The sequence below is a fragment of the Hydrogenophaga sp. RAC07 genome (genome assembly GCF_001713375.1).
Lineage (GTDB): Bacteria > Pseudomonadota > Gammaproteobacteria > Burkholderiales > Burkholderiaceae_C > Hydrogenophaga.
Map to the genome: position 1 here is coordinate 3,991,012 of NZ_CP016449.1, position 13,610 is coordinate 4,004,621.

Consider the following 13,610-nt stretch of genomic DNA (forward strand, 5'->3'; position numbering starts at 1 on the left):
AGGCGCCGAAGGTGCACTCACATGAACAACGACAAACAGGGACCCGAACGTCTGGAGTGCGACGTTCTCGTGATCGGCGGAGGGCCCGCCGGCTCCACCGTTTCGCCACTGCTGGCCGAGAAGGGCCACCGCGTGGTGCTGCTGGAAAAGGCGCACCACCCGCGCTTTCACATCGGCGAGTCGCTGCTCCCGGCCAACCTGCCCTTGCTCGATCGCCTGGGCGTGGGCGAGGCGGTGCGCGCCATCGGGCAGTACAAACCGGGTGCCGAATTTGTCTCGCCGCACCACGACCACACACAGACCTTCGAGTTCGCCGACGCCTGGGACAAGTCCATGCCGTTCGCCTACCAGGTCAAACGCGCCGAGTTCGACGAAATTCTCATCCGCAACGCGCAGCGCAAGGGTGTGGATGTGCACGAGGGCTGCAAGGCGCGCTCGGTCGAGTTCCTGCCCGACGGCGGGGTGCGCGTGCATGCCGATCACGACGATGGCCGCAGCACCGTGTGGGACGCGAAGTTTCTCGTGGACGCCTCTGGGCGCGACACCTTTCTGGCCTCGCGCTTCAAAATCAAGGAGCGCAACCCGCGCCACAACAGCGCGGCGGTGTTCGGCCACTTTGCCAATGCGCGCCGCAACGACGGCGAGGCCGCGGGCAACATCACCATCTTCTGGTTTGACCACGGCTGGTTCTGGTTCATTCCGCTCAACGACGGCGCCACCAGCGTGGGCATGGTGACCTGGCCGTACCACATGAAAACGCGCGCGGGCCGCACGGTGGAGCAGTTCCTGATGGACAACGTGGCCACCTGCGCCGGCCTGGCCGAGCGCCTGAAAGACGCGCACCTGGTCACACCGGTGGAAGCCACGGGCAACTTCTCCTACGCCGCGCAGCGCAACCACGGCCACAACTACCTGATGCTGGGCGACGCCTACACCTTCATCGACCCGGTGTTCTCCTCGGGCGTGTGGCTGGCCATGAGCGGTGGCGAGATCGGCGCGCAGACCATCGACACCTGCCTGCGCCACCCCGAGCAGGCGCGCGCCGCGCTCAAGCGTTTTGACCGCCAGAGCCGCCACGGGCCCAAGGCCTTTTCGTGGTTCATCTACCGCGTGACCAACCCCATCATGCGGGACTTCTTCATGGGGCCGCGCAACATCTTCCGCGTGAAAGAGGCGCTGCTCTCCACGCTGGCGGGCGACGTGTACGGCGGCGCGCCCATCGGGCGTTCGCTGCTCGCGTTCAAGGCCCTGTACTTCGCGGCCAACATCATGCAGCCCCGGCGCGCCTTCGCCGCCTGGCGCAACCGCCGCGCCAACATCCGGCCAGTGGACGACGCAGCCCTGGCCCAGACGCCGTGACGCTGCTGCACACGGCCTGGCCAACACCGGGCAACGCCGGCCAGGTGCTCGGCGGCGTGGTCATGGGAGATCTTTCCAGGGCGCCCGACGCAGACTGGCCGTTGCAACGCCTGCGCGTGCCCTTGCTGTCTGCCCGCGCGGCCTTTCTGCAGGAGGTCTGGCACACCGATGGTCCGGTGGCATCGGGCTGCAGCGACGGCATCCACTGGCGGCGCCACGCCGATGTTCTCTACGGCGTGGTGGAGTTGCCTGAAGACACCTGTGCTGCCACCGGCGGCACCACACCACTGCAAGCGGCGAGCCAGCTGGTTTACGAGCGCGTGTTCGGTCTGCTGCGCGCGCAAGGCCTGCCCCACCTGTGGCGGGTGTGGAACTACCTGGCCGACATCAACGGCGAATCGCATGGACTGGAGCGCTACCGCCAGTTCAACCAGGGCCGATACAACGCCTTTGTGCAGGCGCAGCGCGACACCGGAGGCCAGGTGCCCGCGGCGTGCGCCATCGGCCTGGCGGCCGGCCCGCTCTCGGTGGCGTTTCTGGCGGGCACCTCGCCGCTGGTGCCGCTGGAGAACCCGCGCCAGGTGAGCGCCTGGAACTACCCGGCGCAATACGGGCCACGCGCACCCACGTTTTCGCGCGCGGCGCTGGCCTACCCACGCGGGAAAGAGGTGCTGTTCGTCTCGGGCACGGCCAGCATCGTGGGGCACGAGACGCTGCACGCAGGTGACGTGGCGGCGCAGTGCGTCGAGTCCGTGCGCAACATCGGGTGCATGGTGCAGGAGGCCAACCGCGTGGCGCGATCGGTCCGGCCGTTTTCGCTTGAAGGTTTGAGCCACCGTGTGTATGTGCGCCATGCGCAGGACGCCGACACCGTGCAGCACACGCTGGCGCCCTTGCTGCGCGGCGCAACCGTGGTCTGCGTGCAGGCCGACATCTGCCGGGCCGATCTGCTGGTGGAGATCGAGTCGCAGGCGATCCACCCGATGCCTTGTCCATGAACACCGAGGCCCGCCCCCGTTCGCTGCTGTGGGGCCTGTACGAACACCTCGCCATGGTCGTGGGCCTGAGCGCGCTGGCGGTTGTTTGCCTGAGCTGGTTGCCGCTGGCGCTGGTGTTGTACCGGGTGCTGCCCGGGCCGCTCGGCCGCTGGCTGGGGCGCCAGGCCATCATGCGGGGCTTTCGCCTCTACGTGGGTGTGTTGCGCACACTGTGCACCTGCCGCTTCGACCTCGGCGCGCTCGACACGCTGCGCGACCAGGGGCCCATGGTCATCGCGGCCAACCACCCTTCGCTGCTCGACGCGGTGCTCATCACCTCGCGTCTGCCCAACGCGTTCTGCCTCATGAAGTCCAGCCTGATGGACAACCCGCTTTTTGGAGCTGGTGCGCGCATGGCGCGATACGTGCGCAACGACAACCTGCTCAGCGCCGTGCTGAGCTGCCGGCGCGAACTGCAACAAGGCGCGCAGCTCGTGATCTTTCCCGAAGGCACGCGCACGCTGGGCTATCCGACCAACCCGCTCAACCCGCTGTCGCGCTCCACCGCGCTGATCGCCACCCGCGCCGGCGTGCCGGTGCAGACCGTGATCATCGAATTCTCCAGCCCCTACGTGGGCAAGGGCTGGCCGCTGTGGCGCAAGCCCTCGCTGCCACTGACCTGCCGCGTGCGCCTGGGCCGGCGGTTCGACGCGCCACACGATGCGCGCGCCTTCACCACCGAGCTCGAAGCGTACTTTCGCGCCGAACTCGCCTCACCGCCTGCCCCATGACCGCAACCAGCACCACCCATCTGGTCCTCATCCCCAGCTACAACCCCGGCCGCAAGGTGCTGGCCACGGTGCGCGCCGCGCGCGCGCGGTGGACACCGGTGTGGGTGGTGGTGGACGGCAGCAACGACGGCTCGGCCGACTGGCTGCAAGCCGAGGCCGCACAAGACCCAGGCCTGCGGGTGATCGTGTTGCCACAGAACCAGGGCAAGGGCTCGGCCGTGCTGCACGGCATCACGCTGGCGGCGCAGGCCGGCTTCACGCACGCGCTGACCATGGACTCCGACGGCCAGCACCCCGAGACGCTGATCCCCGACTTCATGGCGGCCTCTCAAGGCACACCTGCGGCCATGGTGCTGGGCAAACCGGTGTTCGGCCCCGAAGCGCCCGCGCTGCGCGTGAACGGCCGCAAGGTCTCCAACGCCTGGGCCAACCTGGAAACGCTGGGCATGGGCATCGGTGATTCGCTCTACGGATTTCGCGTGTACCCGATCGCGCCGCTCATGCGCGTGATGCACGGCACCCGCTTCATGCGCCGCTTCGACTTCGACCCCGAGGCCGTGGTGCGCCTGTGCTGGGCCGGCGTGCGGCCCATCAACATCGACGCGCCGGTGCGCTACTTCTCGGCGCAGGAAGGCGGCGTGTCGCACTTCAAATACCTGCGCGACAACGTGTTGCTGACCTGGATGCACACGCGCCTGTTCATCGGGTTTGTGCTGCGCCTGCCACTGCTGCTGTGGCGGCGCCTGACGAACTGAGCAGGGGCAATGGCTCTTGGCCGCAAAGGTCGGGTGAATACTGAATGGAGTCGTTCAGACGCATCGCCTCGAAAGGCTGCCGCCTCCGTCAACGGTCATTCAGCCGACCCCGTACGAAGGGCGGTTGAATCACCAAGACCGGGTACTCAACCGTTGGGTGCCAGGGTACTTGCTACGGCGCCTTTGCGAAAACAACGACTGCAGGATCTGATGTCACATGACTTTCTGCGTGGAACCACAACACTTCATCTCGAAGACCAGGATGCGACTGCTGCACGAACCACATCACACGGGTGCCACGAAAACCCGGTTCGGCCTGCGCCGGTGAGCCAGTTGAGGGCGGTGATGAGACAGCCTCATTGCAGCAGCTTGACCAGATTTCCCGCTGCTGCAGCTCCGTATTGTTTAAGGTCGGCTGAAGTCTGTGCCACCAGTGGGTGGTCGCGGTGCGCCCCCAGACCCGAGATGGGGTTGAGCCGAGTGCTCTTCGACCAGGCGACCACGGCGGGGTGAGACGCGCACGCGCGGTCGTGCGCCATCCGCGCGAGGTAGGTCGACAGGTAGTCGCGCGGCTCGTCCCAGTACCGGATCGGCGGGCACATGCGGTTCTTCTCGGCGGTATCTGCGATGGTGGCTTCGATCACGCCCAGCAGGGCGGCCGGGTAGCAGGCGAAGCTCCAGAACAGGGGTTGGATGGTCACCCGATCGGCTTCGAACACCGGCCGCAGCGCCGGGCGCGCCAGGCCGGCGGCAGCGCAGTGAACATGCAGCGTCCCGGGCCCGGTGGGCACAGAGCCACCGTCGAACACGATGCGGTCTCGCTCAATCCGGCGCACATGCCCCAGTCGGACCACGTCGTCGATCTGGCGCAACAAGGCCAACTCGGCTTCGCTGATCATGGCTCCGCGGCTCATGGTGGGCACGACCTTGGTGTCCACGCGCAGGAAGAGGCCCTCGGCCTCATGTCGGGCGAACACGTCATCCACGGACGTGCCCTGCGCCATGGCCTTGAGCTGCAAGCCGACCCCAGCATAGAAGTCGGGCAAACTTTCCCCCGGCTGGTAAAAGCGCCGGTTCAGCCACCAGCCTTCGCGCGGCCTGACCCACTGGATGGCGCTCGCCGAAACGCCCTGCGAAAGCAGCCAAACGCAGGTGTCCAACGCAGTCTTGCCGGTACCGATGACCACGTAGCGCTCGGGCCGCTCTGTCAAACGAGCAATATCGCCCGCAGGCACGCAGCGCACGCCCTCGGCCACTTCAAAGGGCGGCGGGCTTGTCGCGGGTATGCGTCCTTCGAGATAGCCGGTGTCGACCAGCTTTCGCCGCACACGCACCTCTTGCACCGCACCGGTCAGGCGCGAGGTGATGAAGTGACGGCCATCAAGGCCGATGGTGTGATCGCTGCAGGGATGGTGGTGTACGCGCCCGGTCGGCAGGAAGTGCTGGTCCATCACCTGTGCGTAGTACGCGCGCAGTTCGTCCGCACTTGCCATCTCGTGAAATCCGACATTGAGGCCGGATTGATTGACCGTATCGCGCCCCAAGGGCACGGACGACACACCGTAAAAAGCGGACGGCTGGTGCAGGCGCACGAAAGGATAGGCGTCGATCCAGTGTCCACCCGGCGCGTGGCGCCGGTCCACCAAAGTGACAGTCGCATCAGAGTGGCTGAGCAGGGCATCGGTGAACGCCATGCCGGCCGCTCCCGTACCAACCACGAGGTAATCAGTCTCGAGAGGTTCACGCCTCATCGCTCCTGAATTGGCATGTCCTCATGCGAAGTCGCACACGAGGCATTGAGAAATAGATACAGCTCGGCAAAGCCTGCCAGGGGTCACCCTATCGGGCTTCTGGTTGCGAACAGCGATCGCTGTTCAGTTGTTCGCCGTTGTCGGATCAATGATCTGTGAAACCTCGGTGATCTTGGCCACCGGGATGCCGCTGAGCTCTGCATGCTGGCGGATGGTTGCCTCGCTGTCCGCGAGGTAGATACAGAAGGTGCTGTCGCCAGCAACGTAGCTGTGTTGCCACTGGATCGTCGCGCCAATCTTCGCGATGGCCTGGTTCGACGCCCGCGCGGCGCCGCACAGTTCGACGATCGACATGCCGCCGACCCCCGGGATATGCCGCTCGATCAGGAATCGTTTCAGTTGAGTCATTGGTCTTCTCCTCGGTGGTTGATGTGGGATGGATCATCCGCACCAATACACCACGGGGCAAGCTAAATAATCTTGATGCAACTAAAGAAAAGATTTAGCCTTGGTCGATGGACCAACCCAGCCATCTGCGTTCGCTGCAGGCACTTGAACTCGCCCTGCGGACGGGTTCGTTGAAGGGCGCTGCCTCAAAGCTCGCAATCACACCGGCGGCGGTCGGGCAGCGCGTGAAGGCACTCGAGGACTACTTGGGTTTCGACCTCGTGGTGCGAGGTCGATCGGGCTTGCAACCCACGCTTGAACTGAGCGGGGCATTGCCGCACTTGCACGCCGCGTTCCGCGAACTGTCGCTGGCTGCGGATCAGCTCGAATTGCAGCAGCGGCAGCAGATACGCATAGCTGCGGCCAGCGACATCGTTGACTTGTGGTTGGCGCCAAGGTTGTTCGCATTTCAGGCCAAACATCCCAACGTCGAGCTCGAGATCAACGGCGAAGGTGATCTGCCGCGGCGCATGCGTGCCGCCGATTGCGAGATCTTCTTCGGCCCCGTCGGTGACGCCCGTTCGCAGGATGACCGTCTCGGGGAACTGCTGTTTCATGACCATGTGTTGCCAGTGACGTCGCCCGAGAACGAACGCCGTGTCGCTGCACTCGGCGGCTCTGCGCGCCTGGAGGGCTTTCCGCTTCTGCACGTGGACTTTTATCGCAATGACCCGCAGGCACCCAAGTGGCCGGAATGGCTCATGTCTCAGGGATTGACGCGCACGGCTCCCGAACGCGGGATTCGCTTCCAGCGCATCACACCAGCGATGGACGCCGTGATCGCCAACGCAGGCTTTGCCATGTGCGGCATTGCCCTGCTGCGCGAGGTTATTGAGGCAGCGCGGCTCTCTCTGCCGTTCCCGATGTCGGCCGGCCGACGCACGTCGCATGCGTTCCAGGTGCGTTTCTGCGCCGAGTCGCTGCATCGGCCGCAGCTGCGGCACTTTCGTCAGTGGTTGCTCGCCGAGGGGGCCGAGACTCGACGTTGGCTGGAGCCACACGCTGGATAGTCGACGGGAAGCGTTAGAACGATGGCTGACACTTTCGTAGAAGACCTCTCCCCAGGCTCAGATCGCTTCTGACGGGTCTCGTATGTTCGTCCATGCCATGGACCAGGTAAACCGTTCGGGAGACTGGGGGAAGCCCAGTGTGGCGACCCAAAAACGCCGGCTGCAGGCATCGGAACGAAGCACTGAAGCGGAAAACCCCGACCAACTCAATCCCCGCCGCCCTGTGGCCCTGCGGCTCAAAATGCTTCGGCCTCGACCGAAGCTTCTTGCGTGTCATTTGGTAGACAGTTGCGCTCCCATCCACTCCAACTGCGAGCGCACACGATGTCTATCACCTGCTTCATCCACTACCAGATTGACCCCTTCCAGCGCAGCGCCTTCAAGTGCTACGCCGAAGCCTGGGGTCGTGTCATTCCGCGCTGCGGCGGCGAACTCATCGGCTATTTCCTGCCACACGAAGGCAGCAACGATGTTGCATGGGGCCTGATCGGTTTCGACGACATGGCAGCTTACGAACGCTACCGGGCGGCGCTCAAGAACGACGCCGAGGGACGTGCCAACTTCGAGCGTGCGCAGTCGGAGCGCTTCATTCTTCGCGAGGAGCGGACTTGGCTTGAGGATGTGCATTCGACACGCAATGTCGCGCGCCAGGTGACGCCATGATTGCGGTCATCTTTGAAGTGGATCCGCGCCCCGGCGCAGCGCCGCGCTATTTCGAACTGGCAGCTGCGCTAAAGGCTGACCTCGAGTCCATCGATGGCTTCATCTCTGTGGAGCGGTTCGAGAGCCTTGCACAACCAGGACGGTATTTGTCGCTCAGTTTCTGGCGCGATGAAGCTGCAGTGCGCAACTGGCGTTGCCACGGAATGCATCGCCACGCCCAGCAAGAAGGCCGCGGCGATGTGCTTGCAGACTACCGATTGCGGGTTGCCGCGGTGGTGCGCGACTACGGAATGCTGGTGCGTGACCAGGCACCTTCGGACTCCCAGAGTGCGCTAATCTGACATCCATGAACAAGCCCCACGAACCTCGCCTGGCCCGAGTGGCTGCCATCGTGGCCGACCCGGCGCGCTCTCGGATGCTGGCCTACCTGTTGTCCGGCGAATACGCCAGCGCCAGCGAACTGGCAAAGACCGCATCGGTGACGCCAGCAACTGCAAGTGGGCATCTAGCCAAGCTCCTGGATGCTGGATTCGTTGTCTGCGAGCCCAGGGGCCGTCACCGGTACTACCGCCTGGCTGATGTCGACGTGGCGCATGCTCTGGAAGCCTTGGCGCTGGTTGCAGAGCGCGATGAACACGACCGCGCGTGGGGCCACCCTGAGCGCAAACGCCTACGCTTTGCGAGATGCTGCTACGGGCACTTGGCGGGGCAACTCGCGGTCACGGTGTTCGATGCGCTGCAGCGAAATGAACGCCTGAAATCGGCGACCGACGGGTACGAACTGACCGAAGCGGGAAGAGAGTGGCTCCAAGAATTGGGGATGATTCCGGGTTCGCCGAGTGGACGACGCCGATTCGCTTACCGCTGCCTGGATTGGTCCGAACGCCGCGATCACTTGGCGGGCCAGCTGGCAGACGAGATCTACCAACACTTCACCAAGGCGGGATGGCTGCGCCGTGCTGCAGGTCGTTCCGTGGAACTGACCATCAGCGGCCAGCAGGAATTGCTCCCTCGCCTGAGCGCCGATACCCCCTGATACCGCGACAGTCGCCTCGGGGTTTTGCCGATCCAAATGGTCGCCGTTGGCCACGGATCCGTCTCGCGCCTCTGCGGTTCGTTTTGTGGCGCCGAATCGATCGTCGCTTCTTGGCCTGCTTTAGACGCCCGCATTGAGCGGTTGACAGGAAGCAATCGATGACAAGCAGCTCTCTGGTGGGCAGCTAAAGACTGAACTGAGTCTTTCGAGCCCGACGTCTCGAAACACAGCGGCGTTGACTACCAGCCAGTCAACGGCCAGCCTTCCTCTGACTGCTGCACCTCCAAGACCGGGCACCCAAAGGGTGGAGCCCGCCATGAGTGTCCAGTGGCAGGACATGACTGCGAACGCACTGCACGTGCGGTGTGTGCCCCTGACTGCATGCTTAGCAGTTTCCCTTTTTGGCTTGTCCGGGCGGGCAGAACTTGCCGCCACCTGAGTCATGCCGACCAGCAGGGTCAATGACGACCGAGCCGGATGGCGTGTACACGGCACAGCCGGCGAAGGACGACGCAAGAAACATCGCCGCGATCAGTCTTTTCATATGTAGCCTTTGTTGATGCAATCACACCCAGTTTAAACAGGTGCGGTTTGCCTGCAGAGGAGGTGGTTGAAAGTGTTGATTCATTTCCAAAGCTGGGCCATTTCGGGACGCATTCACGTTGAAATTTGAGCCACGTTGCCGCTCTATCCTGCTGAATTTTTCAGCACGGGGGAGCAGGAGTGATCAACGTGAGCACATTGAGCAAGTTACGCCGCCTCGTGCTGAGGCAGGACGTGTCGGTGCGCGAGGCCAGCCGGCGCCTGGGCATCTCGCGCAACACAGCCACCAAGTGGCTCAGGGACGGTCAGATGGCCGAACCCCGATACCCGCAGCGCGAGTCGGGCCCCAGCATCCTGGATCCGTACAAGGAGCAGTTGAGCCAGTGGCTCAAGGCCGATAGCCACCGCAGCAAACGCGATCGGCGCGGAATCAAGGCGATGTTTGAAGCGCTGCGTGCGCAGGGCTACAGCGGCAGCCGAGGGCCGGTCTACGCATTTGCCCAGCGCTGGCAGCAAGAGCAAGGCAACGCTGCGCGTGGTGCGGGGTTTGTACCACTGAGCTTCGAGTTGGGCGAGGCCTTCCAGTTCGACTGGAGCTGCGAGTACCTGTTCATCGGCGTGCTGCGCCGCCGCCTGGAGGTGGCACACACCAAGCTGGCGTCCAGTCGCGCCTTCTGCCTGGTGGCGTACTACAGCCAGGCGCACGAGATGCTGTTCGATGCGCACACGCGGGCGTTCGCCCTCTTCGGTGGCGTGCCCCGGCGGGGCATCTACGACAACATGAAGACCGCTGTGGACAAGGTCGGCCAGGGCAAGCAGCGCAGCGTCAATGCACGCTTCGAGGCGATGACCGGGCACTACCTGTTCGAGCCGGAGTTCTGCAACCGGGCCGCTGGCTGGGAGAAGGGAGTCGTCGAGAAGAACGTTCAGGACCGGCGCAAGGACATCTGGCGCGAGGCCAGTGAGCGACGCTGGAGTTCGCTGAATGAGCTCAACGATTGGTTGCAGCAGGCCTGCGTGAAGGCCTGGGCTGAGATGAGTCACCCGGAATGGACACAGCTCACGGTGGCCGATGTCTGGCAGGACGAACGTGCTCGTCTCATGCCCAACCCCCGTGCATTTGATGGCTATGTGGAGCAGCCGGTGCGGGTCTCTGCCACCTCACTCATTCACTTCCAGCGCAACCGCTACAGCGTGCCGTGTGAATGGATCCACGCGGTGGTCAGTCTGCGGGCCTACGCGGATGGCCTGCTGGTGGTCGGGCCCGAGGGGCGACAGGTGCGCCTGGCGCGCAGCTTCGAACGTGATCAGACGCTCTACGACTGGATGCATTACATCGCGCTCATCGAGCGCAAGCCCGGCGCGCTGCGCAACGGCGCACCCTTCAAGACCATGCCCGAACCCTTGCAGGAACTGCAGCGCCAGTTGCTGCGCCACAGCGGTGGCGACAGGGTGATGGCGCAGCTGCTCATGGGGGTGAGCCTGCACGGGCTGGAAGCCGTGCTGGTGGCGGTGGAGCTGGCCCTGCAGAGCGGGCGGGTAAGTGCGGAGCATGTGCTCAACGTGCTCTCGCGCCTGAAGGAACAGCGCTTGCCCGAGTCGCCGGTGGCCACGATGCTCAAGCTCAACACGCCGCCACTGGCCAACCTGCAGCGCTACGACGCACTGCGCAACGTCCAGCCTCATGAGGCGTCACCGGAGTCCGACCATGCATGACGTCATTGATGCTTTCAAAGCACTGGGCCTGCACGGCATGGCCAGTGCCTGGCCGGAGGTACTGGGCACCGCCCGCATGAAATCGCTCGATCATGAGGCCGTGCTGCACCAGCTCATCAAGGCCGAGACCGCTCAGCGTGAGGTGCGTTCCATGGCTTACCAGATGCGCGTGGCGCGCTTCCCTTCGCACCGTGACCTCGCCGGCTTTGACTTCGCCCACGCGCAGCTCGACGAAGCACTGGTGCGCCAGTTGCACACCCTTCGCTTCGTGGAGTCGGCGCACAACGTGGTGCTGGTTGGTGGCCCCGGCACGGGTAAAACCCACCTGGCCACGAGCCTGGGGATCGAGGCCATTCGCATGCATGGCAAGCGGGTGCGCTTCTTCTCAACGGTGGAGCTGGTCAACGCCCTGGAGCTGGAGAAGGCGCAGAACAAGGCCGGGCAAATGGCGCACCGCCTGATGTACGTCGATCTGGTGATCCTGGATGAACTGGGCTACCTGCCATTCACGCAGTCGGGCGGCGCGATGCTGTTCCACCTGCTCTCCAAGCTTTACGAGCGAACGAGCGTGGTTATCACCACCAACCTCACCTTCTCGGAATGGAGCAGCGTCTTTGGCGACGCCAAGATGACCACCGCCTTGCTCGACCGCCTCACGCACCACTGCCACATCGTGGAGACGGGCAATGAGAGCTGGCGATTCAAGCATTCCAGTGCCGCTGGCGCGGCACCGCCAAAGCAACGCAGCAAAGCTCAGAAAGGAGATCGAAAAACAGCAGACCCGATAGACTTATCCACAACCGAGTAGCCAAAGAATCCATCAACCCAGTGGCTCAATCTTCGACGTGATCACTGGCTCAGTTGTGCTGATGAATCAACAGCCCCACCGCAGTGATTGCACCGCGAGCTCCTCGAAGGCCGAATTCATAACCGATGATGCGGCGCCTGACATCTTCAACAGTCTGCTCAACCTGCGCATTGAACTGCCGTTCGATCAATTCTTGGTTTCGCACTGCCTGAGCCATGACCAGGAAGTAGGTCGTTGCACCACCGATGGCCAGCACCACCAAAGGCAAGAGAAGACTCTTGATCGAAATCCTCGGCGGGTGTATTGGCAATTTGATTCCGTGTTTGCAATGGTGCTCATTGCTCCTATCGACACGACAGGGCTGTCGCTTGAATCCATTCAACGGCTCGCTCGCTCACCAGTGAATGCTCGAACGGTCAAGAAGATGCTAGGCGCGGCATGGAGGGTTGCGCGAAATCTCCTTGCAACGGCTGTGGGCGTTCAAAATGAAAGGCAGCAACCGCCCGATGAACGGATGGCGCCGCCGCATCGGATTTGCGGTCCATGACACCGATCGCCAGTCGCTCCCTGCTGGCATCCCATTCTCAGGACCTTCCGCAGATGCTCGCAATGCTCACATGATCATCCGATCCGCAAAGCAGGGGCTGCCGGGACCCGGGTGTTCTGCAATGCAGATTGCGTCTGACCCGGACAATTGACTGGTTTTATGGCCCTTCAATCACAGATCGGGATGCTTCACCGTCGAGCAAAATCATAAAAAATCTGGTGGAGATGGATATGGCATGTCGTCGTTGGGCTCACAGGTGGTTGCTACTGACGGCGCCACTCCTGCTCCTGTGCTGGGCCGCGCCAATCGGCGCCCAGCCGCTACGTATAGCGGTGGCTCAATTGCCCTATTTTTCGCCTGCCCTCGTTGCCAGTTGGCAGGGTTTCTTCGCCGCCGAAGGTCTGGCGGTGGAAATCGTCCCTTGTGTCAACGGACGGCGTTGCCTGAAACACCTGACCGACAAAGAGGTGGACGTCGCTACCGTGGCAGACACGCCCATCGTGACAGCGGTGCATGAGGGCCTGCCCTTCCATATCCTGGGCACGATGACCACGTCTCGCGACAACAGCTTTGTCGCGCGTGCAGACCGGGGAATTGCATCGCCTGCCGACCTGCGAGGCAAGCGCATCGGCTTTGTGCGGGGCACCACCGGTCACTATTTCACCGACACCTTCCTCACCTTCCATGGCATTGGCCTGAATCAGGTCACCCTGGTTGAACTGGATGCGGCCCGGGCGCCGCAGCAAGTGGCCTCTGGTGAGGTCGATGCTGCTGGTCTGTACCAGCCTCATGGCCCGGCGGCGATGCGGCTGCTGGGGGACAAGGGCCTGGTGTTGCCAGCACCGCGGCTGTACACGGTGACCATGAATCTCGTGGCCAAACCCGGTCTGAGCGATGCCGACGCCACCAAGCTGCTGCGTGCGTTGCAGCGCGCCACAACCTATATTCGCGCGGACTCGGCACGCGCGCAGGCGCAGGTGGCCAGCAAGCTCCAACTGGACCCCGAGGTGCTCAGCCAGGCCTGGGAGCTGCTGAGCTTTCGCCTGTCGCTGGGACAGTCGCTGCTGACCACGCTGGAGGCCGAGTCTCGCTGGATGCGCCGCACTGAGCAGGTGCAGGGCAACGGCACGCCCGATTTCCTGGCGCGCATGCGCCCGGGTCCACTGCGCGCACTGGACCCGACAGCCGTGACGCTGGTGGATTGAAG

General features: G+C 63.7%; 14 protein-coding genes. 11 read left to right on the plus strand and 3 right to left on the minus strand.

What is annotated here, in order from left to right:
• Positions 1–21 precede the first annotated feature (21 nt).
• From BSY239_RS18565 to BSY239_RS18580, 4 genes are read left to right on the plus strand one after another with little or no spacing between them, the layout of a single operon-like run.
• The gene (locus BSY239_RS18565) at positions 22–1,359 is read left to right on the plus strand and encodes an NAD(P)/FAD-dependent oxidoreductase (RefSeq protein WP_069048096.1); all 1,338 of its coding nucleotides are present in this window, start codon (positions 22–24) and stop codon (positions 1,357–1,359) included.
• Positions 1,356–2,357, plus strand: a complete 1,002-nt coding sequence (locus tag BSY239_RS18570) for a chorismate transformation enzyme, FkbO/Hyg5 family (protein ID WP_069048097.1) — start codon at positions 1,356–1,358, stop codon at positions 2,355–2,357. The genes BSY239_RS18565 and BSY239_RS18570 overlap by 4 nt, the downstream gene beginning before the upstream one ends.
• Positions 2,354–3,127 carry a lysophospholipid acyltransferase family protein gene (locus tag BSY239_RS18575; protein ID WP_069048098.1) on the plus strand — a complete coding sequence of 258 codons (774 nt, stop codon included), beginning with the start codon at positions 2,354–2,356 and terminating at the stop codon, positions 3,125–3,127. The genes BSY239_RS18570 and BSY239_RS18575 overlap by 4 nt, the downstream gene beginning before the upstream one ends.
• Positions 3,124–3,882 (plus strand): glycosyltransferase family 2 protein, encoded by a 759-nt coding sequence (locus tag BSY239_RS18580; protein WP_069048099.1) that lies wholly within the window; start codon positions 3,124–3,126, stop codon positions 3,880–3,882. Before BSY239_RS18575 ends, BSY239_RS18580 begins: the two co-directional genes overlap by 4 nt.
• Before the next feature lie 356 nt (positions 3,883–4,238).
• On the opposite strand, the gene BSY239_RS18585 is transcribed toward BSY239_RS18580, so the two are convergent.
• Both BSY239_RS18585 and BSY239_RS18590 read right to left on the minus strand, forming a co-directional pair.
• The gene (locus BSY239_RS18585; RefSeq protein WP_156775532.1) at positions 4,239–5,633 is read right to left on the minus strand and encodes an NAD(P)-binding protein; all 1,395 of its coding nucleotides are present in this window, start codon (positions 5,631–5,633) and stop codon (positions 4,239–4,241) included.
• A 123-nt stretch (positions 5,634–5,756) separates the two neighbouring features.
• Positions 5,757–6,041: a DUF4242 domain-containing protein gene (locus tag BSY239_RS18590; RefSeq protein ID WP_069048101.1), complete on the minus strand. Its 285-nt coding sequence runs from the start codon at positions 6,039–6,041 to the stop codon at positions 5,757–5,759.
• 107 nt (positions 6,042–6,148) lie between these two features.
• Between BSY239_RS18590 and BSY239_RS18595 the strand changes: the two genes are divergently transcribed.
• The 6 genes from BSY239_RS18595 to istB all read left to right on the plus strand — a co-directional run bounded on the left by BSY239_RS18595 (position 6,149) and on the right by istB (position 11,856).
• Positions 6,149–7,090, plus strand: a complete 942-nt coding sequence (locus tag BSY239_RS18595) for a LysR substrate-binding domain-containing protein (protein ID WP_069048102.1) — start codon at positions 6,149–6,151, stop codon at positions 7,088–7,090.
• Between the two features lie 324 nt (positions 7,091–7,414).
• Complete coding sequence (locus BSY239_RS18600) at positions 7,415–7,753, plus strand: NIPSNAP family protein (RefSeq protein WP_069048103.1); 339 nt, start codon at positions 7,415–7,417, stop codon at positions 7,751–7,753.
• A complete protein-coding gene (locus BSY239_RS18605) occupies positions 7,750–8,094 on the plus strand; it encodes an antibiotic biosynthesis monooxygenase family protein (RefSeq protein WP_069048104.1) in 345 nt (114 codons plus the stop codon). The genes BSY239_RS18600 and BSY239_RS18605 overlap by 4 nt, the downstream gene beginning before the upstream one ends.
• Before the next feature lie 5 nt (positions 8,095–8,099).
• Positions 8,100–8,789, plus strand: coding sequence for an ArsR/SmtB family transcription factor (locus tag BSY239_RS18610; protein ID WP_069048105.1), 690 nt, complete (start codon positions 8,100–8,102; stop codon positions 8,787–8,789).
• Between the two features lie 732 nt (positions 8,790–9,521).
• Positions 9,522–11,048 carry an IS21 family transposase gene (istA, locus tag BSY239_RS18615; RefSeq protein WP_083240221.1) on the plus strand — a complete coding sequence of 509 codons (1,527 nt, stop codon included), beginning with the start codon at positions 9,522–9,524 and terminating at the stop codon, positions 11,046–11,048.
• Positions 11,041–11,856, plus strand: coding sequence for an IS21-like element helper ATPase IstB (gene istB / locus BSY239_RS18620; RefSeq protein WP_069048107.1), 816 nt, complete (start codon positions 11,041–11,043; stop codon positions 11,854–11,856). Before istA ends, istB begins: the two co-directional genes overlap by 8 nt.
• A gap of 49 nt (positions 11,857–11,905) precedes the next feature.
• Here the strand turns inward: istB and BSY239_RS18625 are convergent, their stop codons facing one another.
• Positions 11,906–12,124: a hypothetical protein gene (locus tag BSY239_RS18625; RefSeq protein WP_156775533.1), complete on the minus strand. Its 219-nt coding sequence runs from the start codon at positions 12,122–12,124 to the stop codon at positions 11,906–11,908.
• Between the two features lie 407 nt (positions 12,125–12,531).
• Between BSY239_RS18625 and BSY239_RS18630 the strand changes: the two genes are divergently transcribed.
• Positions 12,532–13,608, plus strand: coding sequence for an ABC transporter substrate-binding protein (locus BSY239_RS18630; protein ID WP_156775534.1), 1,077 nt, complete (start codon positions 12,532–12,534; stop codon positions 13,606–13,608).
• The last annotated feature ends 2 nt before the right edge of the window (positions 13,609–13,610 follow it).

Excerpts from the sequence above, each read along its gene's own strand:
- BSY239_RS18565 (WP_069048096.1), top strand. The coding sequence starts at position 22 with ATGAACAACGACAAACAGGGACCCGAACGTCTGGAGTGCGACGTTCTC.
- BSY239_RS18575 (WP_069048098.1), top strand. The coding sequence starts at position 2,354 with ATGAACACCGAGGCCCGCCCCCGTTCGCTGCTGTGGGGCCTGTACGAA.
- BSY239_RS18580 (WP_069048099.1), top strand. The coding sequence starts at position 3,124 with ATGACCGCAACCAGCACCACCCATCTGGTCCTCATCCCCAGCTACAAC.
- BSY239_RS18585 (WP_156775532.1), bottom strand. The coding sequence starts at position 5,633 with ATGAGGCGTGAACCTCTCGAGACTGATTACCTCGTGGTTGGTACGGGA.
- BSY239_RS18590 (WP_069048101.1), bottom strand. The coding sequence starts at position 6,041 with ATGACTCAACTGAAACGATTCCTGATCGAGCGGCATATCCCGGGGGTC.
- BSY239_RS18595 (WP_069048102.1), top strand. The coding sequence starts at position 6,149 with ATGGACCAACCCAGCCATCTGCGTTCGCTGCAGGCACTTGAACTCGCC.
- BSY239_RS18600 (WP_069048103.1), top strand. The coding sequence starts at position 7,415 with ATGTCTATCACCTGCTTCATCCACTACCAGATTGACCCCTTCCAGCGC.
- BSY239_RS18605 (WP_069048104.1), top strand. The coding sequence starts at position 7,750 with ATGATTGCGGTCATCTTTGAAGTGGATCCGCGCCCCGGCGCAGCGCCG.
- BSY239_RS18610 (WP_069048105.1), top strand. The coding sequence starts at position 8,100 with ATGAACAAGCCCCACGAACCTCGCCTGGCCCGAGTGGCTGCCATCGTG.
- istB (WP_069048107.1), top strand. The coding sequence starts at position 11,041 with ATGCATGACGTCATTGATGCTTTCAAAGCACTGGGCCTGCACGGCATG.